Origin of the sequence: Roseateles sp. (assembly GCF_036404855.1) — a bacterium.
In the GTDB taxonomy this organism is placed as follows: domain Bacteria; phylum Pseudomonadota; class Gammaproteobacteria; order Burkholderiales; family Burkholderiaceae_C; genus Pelomonas.
In genome coordinates, this window is the sequence record NZ_DASWYS010000352.1 from 1 (window position 1) to 5,829 (window position 5,829).

6 protein-coding genes are annotated in these 5,829 nt (G+C 69.7%); 2 read left to right on the forward strand and 4 right to left on the reverse strand.

Annotated elements, in window-relative coordinates:
• Nucleotides 1–465, reverse strand: a 465-nt coding sequence (locus VGF12_RS23450) for an alpha/beta family hydrolase (RefSeq protein WP_331178460.1), incomplete at its 3' end; no start/stop codon positions are given.
• Between the two features lie 174 nt (nt 466–639).
• Between VGF12_RS23450 and alaC the strand changes: the two genes are divergently transcribed.
• Both alaC and gph read left to right on the forward strand, forming a co-directional pair.
• Complete coding sequence (gene alaC / locus VGF12_RS23455; RefSeq protein ID WP_331178461.1) at nt 640–1,860, forward strand: alanine transaminase; 1,221 nt, start codon at nt 640–642, stop codon at nt 1,858–1,860.
• Entirely contained in the window at nt 1,857–2,513 is a 657-nt protein-coding gene (gph, locus tag VGF12_RS23460; RefSeq protein WP_331178462.1) for a phosphoglycolate phosphatase, read from the forward strand. Before alaC ends, gph begins: the two co-directional genes overlap by 4 nt.
• A 28-nt stretch (nt 2,514–2,541) precedes the next feature.
• On the opposite strand, the gene VGF12_RS23465 is transcribed toward gph, so the two are convergent.
• From VGF12_RS23465 to VGF12_RS23475, 3 genes are all read right to left on the reverse strand, one after another.
• Nucleotides 2,542–3,822: a sensor domain-containing diguanylate cyclase gene (locus VGF12_RS23465; RefSeq protein ID WP_331178463.1), complete on the reverse strand. Its 1,281-nt coding sequence runs from the start codon at nt 3,820–3,822 to the stop codon at nt 2,542–2,544.
• A 4-nt stretch (nt 3,823–3,826) separates the two neighbouring features.
• Nucleotides 3,827–4,909: an HD domain-containing phosphohydrolase gene (locus tag VGF12_RS23470; protein WP_331178464.1), complete on the reverse strand. Its 1,083-nt coding sequence runs from the start codon at nt 4,907–4,909 to the stop codon at nt 3,827–3,829.
• The coding region (locus tag VGF12_RS23475; protein ID WP_331178465.1) for a methyl-accepting chemotaxis protein at nt 4,909–5,829 on the reverse strand (921 nt) is incomplete at its 5' end. The genes VGF12_RS23475 and VGF12_RS23470, both read right to left, overlap by 1 nt.

Sequence of the window (5,829 nt, forward strand, 5' to 3'; positions counted from 1 at the left end):
GGGCAACTGCACGCCGTGCAGCGGCCGCGCGCGTTCCAGCCCGGGCTTGCCCGCGGGATGCAGCGGATAGCCCACGAACGCCAGGCCCAGCACGCCCGTCAGGGGCTCCTGCGCCTGGGCCTGCGCGCTCATGCGGCCGCCGAACGACTTGCCGCCCGCGAACAGCGGCACATCGGGCAGGCGGCCGCGCGCCGCCGCCACCGCGGCGCGCACCGTGGCCTGGGCCAGCGCCGGCGAGTCGGGCCGCCTGGAGCCGCGCTCCATGAAGGGAAACTGGTAGCGCAAGGTCGCCACCGACCGCTCGAACAGGGCCTGCGACAGCGCCGCCATGAAGTCGTGGTGCATGTCCGCGCCGGCCCCATGGGCGAAGACGTAGGCGCACGACGGCTGCTGCGGCTGCAACCACAGGGCGGACACGGTGGTGTCGTTGTCGACCGTCAGCGAAGCGGGCTCGGGTGGATTCATGCGTGATGGCGGAGGCTGCACGCCGCCAGCTTACGGCGCCGGGCGAGTCCTCGTCGGACGTCAGTCGCGTCGCTTCCCGGCCGACGCGAGGCTGTCGTATACGATGAGCCGGCCCAGCCGCTCTGGCGGGGCGACGTCGCTCGGACGGTTCCGGGCGCTCACGTGACACTGCCAATGACTGCTTCCTCTTCCGCCTCCGGCGGCAAGCGCCGCTTCGCGCGCATCGATCGCCTCCCCCCGTACGTCTTCAACATCACCGCCGAGCTCAAGCTCGCGGCTCGCCGGCGTGGCGAAGACATCATCGACATGAGCATGGGCAACCCCGACGGGGCCACGCCGCCGCACATCGTCGCCAAGCTCGCGGAGGTCGCACAGCGCCCCGACACCCACGGCTACTCGGCCAGCAAAGGCATCCCGCGACTGCGCCGCGCGATCTCGCATTGGTACCAGCGCCGCTACGGCGTGGCCATCGATCCGGACACCGAGGCCATCGTCACCATAGGCTCCAAGGAGGGCCTGGCCCACCTGATGCTGGCCACGCTGGACCGCGGCGACACCGTGCTGGTGCCCGATCCCAGCTACCCCATCCACATCTACGGCGCCGTCATTGCGGGCGCCGACATCCGCGCCATTCCCGTCAGCAGCGAGGTCGACTTCTTCGCCGAACTGGAGAGGACCATCCGCGGCAGCTACCCCAAGCCCAAGATGATGGTGTTCGGCTTCCCGTCCAACCCCACGGCACAGTGCGTGGACCTTGCCTTCTTCGAACGCGTCGTCGCGCTGGCCAAGAAGCACGACATCCTGGTCGTGCACGACCTGGCCTATGCCGACATCGTCTTCGACGGCTACCAGGCGCCGTCCATCATGCAGGTGCCGGGCGCCAAGGACGTCGCGGTCGAGTTCTTCACGCTCAGCAAGAGCTACAACATGGCCGGATGGCGCGTGGGCTTCATGGTCGGCAACCCCGACCTTGTCGCGGCGCTGGCCCGGATCAAGAGCTACCACGACTACGGCACCTTCACGCCGCTGCAGGTCGCGGCCATCGCCGCACTGGAGGGCGACCAGCAGTGCGTACACGACATCGCCGCCAGCTACCAGCGCCGCCGCGACGTGCTCTACAAGGGACTGACGGAGGCCGGCTGGGCCGTGGACTGCCCCAAGGCCAGCATGTATATCTGGGCACGCATCCCCGAACCCTACCGCGAGCTCGGCTCGCTGGAGTTCGCGCGCCAGTTGCTGGAGAAGGCCAAGGTCTGCGTGTCACCCGGCATCGGCTTCGGCGACCACGGCGATGGCCATGTGCGCTTTGCACTGATCGAGAACGAGTCGCGCATTCGCCAGGCGGTGCGCGGCATCAAGGCCATGTTCAAGGCCGACGGAGTACTGAAGCCATGACCGCGCCCCAAGCCTGCATCCTCGATCTCGACGGCACCCTCGTCGACACGCTGGGGGACTTCGTCGCCGTGCTGGGCCGCGTGCTGTCCGATCTGGGCCTGCCAACGGTGACTCGCGATTTCGTCGAGCACACCATAGGCCGTGGCAGCGAGCATCTTGTGCGCACCACGCTGGCCGCGGTGAGCGCCGAGGCGGCGCTGTTCGAGCGCGCCTGGGCGCTCTACCAGCAGCACTACGCCGCGGTGAACGGTGAGCATGCCACCGTCTATCCGGGCGTCGTCGAGGGGCTGGAGGCGCTGCGTGCGCGCGGCCTGCCGCTGGCCGTGCTGACCAACAAGCCCTCCGCGCCCGCGCGTGAGCTGCTCAAGCGCAAGGGCCTGGACGGCTATTTCCGCCATGTCTACGGCGGCGACGATTTCGCCCGCAAGAAACCCGACCCACTGCCACTGCTCAAGACCTGCGAAGCCCTCAGCGCGCCGCCCGCGGCGACCTGGATGGTGGGCGACTCGCGCAATGACGCCGAGGCCGCCCGGGCGGCCGGCTGCCCGCTCGTGCTGGTGACCTACGGCTACAACCATGGTGAGGACATCCGCGCCGTGGCGGCCCTGCAGCACCTGGACCGGCTGGACGCGCTGCAGCTGCCGGCCGGCTGAACCGCGCCGGGCCACCCGGCTGACAGGCTCAGGGAGGCAGTTGGCGCTTGCACGCATACATGGCTGCGTCCGCGCGCGCCAGCAGGTCCTCGGCCTTGTGGCCGTCGGGTCCATACAAGGCCACGCCGATGCTGGCGCTGATCGTGAGGCGGTGTCCTTGCAACAGCAGCGGTTGGGCGAGTCGGTGCGAGACGCGATCGCTGATGCGCTGCGCATCCGTCGTGTTCTGCACCCCCGAGAGCAGCAGAAGAAACTCATCGCCGGCGAGGCGTGCGACGAAATCGGTCTCGCTGAGCGAATGGCGCAGCCGCTGGGCCACGGCCCGCAGCACTTCGTCGCCGGTCGCATGCCCGAGGCTGTCGTTGATGCGCTTGAAGCGGTCCAGGTCGACGAACAGCAGTGCAAAGCCCGGCGCGCCCGCGGCGGCCGTCTCGATCTCGCGGCGCACGCGCTGCTCCGCGTGGCTGCGGTTGGGCAGGCCGGTCAGCGAGTCGTGCAGCGCCATCTGCTGCAGCTCTGCACGCTCGAGCTCGGCGGACAGGTCGCGGATCACGCCCACGAAGCGGATCGCGGTCTCGTCGCTGATGTCGGCCACCGTCAGGTGCATGGGGAACTTGCTGCCGTCGCGTCGCAGCGCCGTTTCGACGCGACCGGTGCCAATCATGCGCGGCAGGCCGGTACGCAGGTAGTCCTCCATGTAGCGCGCATGCTTGTGGGCATGGCGGCTGGGCATCAGCAGGCTGACGTTCTGGCCGATGACGTCTTCGGCGCTCCAGCCGAAGAGGCGCTCCGCCGCCCGGTTGAACGAGCGCAGCGTGCCGTGCTCGTCAATGATGAGCACGCCCTCTGAGACGCGGTCCAGCGCGCTGCCGCAGACGCGGCGCAGCGACACCATGCGGCGCGCAGCGACCAGCCGTTCGCGGAATGCGCGGGTGGACAGCGGCTTGGCCAGGAAGTAGTCCACCAGGCCGCGCGCGCGCCGCTCCAGCAGGTGCAGCAACTCGGGGCTGCCGCCCAGCACCATGATGGGCAACCAGTCCTTGTAGAGCTCGTCGCGCAGGCGCTCGAGCAGGCCCACCAGGGCCTGGCGCCCAATGGCCTCGTCGATCAGCACGAGCTCCACGCGCGCCTGCCGGACCTGCGACTCGGCCGCGCTCGCGCTGGCCGCGTGCAGCAGCTCCAGCCCCTGGCTGGCGCGCAGCGGCCGAAGTTGCTGCAGCACCTCCTCGTCCGGCGACACGAGGAGCAGACGCAACGCCGCGCGGGCCGCGCCTTGCGCCTTGGGCGATGACAGCACGGGATCAGGCAAGGTGTCAGCCGGCGTTGGCATCTTCGAAGTGATGTCTGATCTCCTGGACCCGATGTCGGTTGCGGCTCAGTGCGGCAACCACATCGGGATCGAAATGTCGGCCATCGTTGGCCTGGATGAACCCCAGCGCTTCGGCGAAGGTCCAAGCCGTCTTGTAGGGTCGCGTGGAGGTGAGCGCGTCCAGCACGTCGGCCACAGCCACGATGCGCGCGCTCTCCGGTATGTCCACGCCGGTCAGGCCCGAAGGATAGCCACCGCCATCCCAGCGCTCGTGATGATGGAGCGCAATCTCGGCGGCCATCGCCAGCAGCTCGTTGCCCTCACCCTCGGGCGCGCGCAGGATGGCCGCGCCCTTGACAGTGTGCTCCTGCATGATCTCGCGCTCCTGTGGGGTCAGCGGACCGGCCTTGAGCAGGATCGCGTCGGGGATGGCGATCTTGCCGATGTCGTGAAGCGGGCTGGCGTTGAGCATCAGCTCGCAGCGCTCGTCGTCCCAGCCCAGATCGCGGGCCAGCAGCGCCGAGACGTGGCTCATGCGCAGGATGTGCGCACCGGTCTCGTTGTCACGGAACTCCGCCGCACGCCCCAGCATGCGCAGGATCTGGAGTCTCGACTGGCGCAGTGCCGAGGTGCGCTGCTGCACCGTCGCCTCCAGCTCGCTCTTCTGCTCGCGAAGCAGGTGGCGGTTCATGTGGCCCGTGGCGTGCATGCGGATGCGCAGCAACAGCTCGTTGGTGTCGAAGGGCTTGGTGACATAGTCGCACGCCCCGGCCGACAGCGCGCGCACCTGGTTGCCGCGCCGGGTGTCACCGCTGACGACGATGAGCGGAGGCAGGTTGTCGCCGTAGCGCGCGCGCAGCACGTCCAGCACCTCCCAGCCGTCCATGTGCGGCATGTCCAGGTCCAGCAGCATCGCGTCGAAGCCGGGCGCCTCGGACCAGGCCCGCAGCTCGCGCGGATCGGCCACCAGCGTCGGGGGCGCGAAGCCGGCCACCTGCAGCAGCTCGTCGAGCAAGGTCAGCATCGCCGGATCGTCGTCGACCACCAGCACGCGGCCGCCATGCAGCAGCAGACTCGACGGCAGCATCAGGACTCCCGGTAGACCGCGACCGCCTGGATCAGCTGCTGCGCGCGCTGGTTCAGCTCCGCCGCTGCGGCGGCGCTCTGCGCCACCATGGCCATGTTCTGTCGTGTCAGGTCCTGCATGCGATCCAGGTCGGCATGCACCTCCTGCACGCCATCGGCCTGCTGGGCCGATTCCGATGCAATCTCGCCCACCAGGCGGCTGACCTCGTTGACCTGCGCCAGGATGGCCTCGCCCGTCTTGTTGGCGGCGTCCACGCCATCGGCGCTCTCCCCGATGTGGCGCAGCGAGTCGTCGACCAGCGAGCGAATCTCGCGGGCCGCCTGCGCGGAGCTCTGGGACAGCGCGCGCACCTCCTGCGCCACGACGGCGAAGCCGCGGCCCGCCGGGCCGGCACGGGCCGCCTCGACCGAGGCATTGAGCGCCAGCACGTTGGTCTGGAAGGCCAGGCCGTCGATGGTGGCCACGATATCGGCGATGCGCTGGCTGGCCTGGCTGAGCTCGGTCATGCGCCGCACGGCGTCGCGCATCGCATCGCCACCACGATGGGCCACGGCGGCGGCCTGCTCGGCCAGCGCCCGTGCCTGTTCCGCCGAGCGCGCATTCGCCTCGCTGCTGCGGCCGAGTGCTCCCACGGCATCGCCGGCCCGGCTGAGCTGCTCAGCCGCCGACCGGCTGCGGGCGCTCACGTCGGCGCTGCCCGCCTTCACCTCATCGCTGGCCTGCACCAGCCGGTCCATCTGGCCCGTCACATCGGCCACCAGCGACCTCAGGTTCAGACCGGACTGGTTGACCGAGCGCATCAGCAGGCCGAGCTCGTCCAGCCGCCCCAGCTCGCTGACGGCGATAGGCTCTCCACTCGCCACGCGCGCTGCCTGCTCCGCGATGTGACGCACCGGACGCAGGACCTGCCGGCGCAGGAA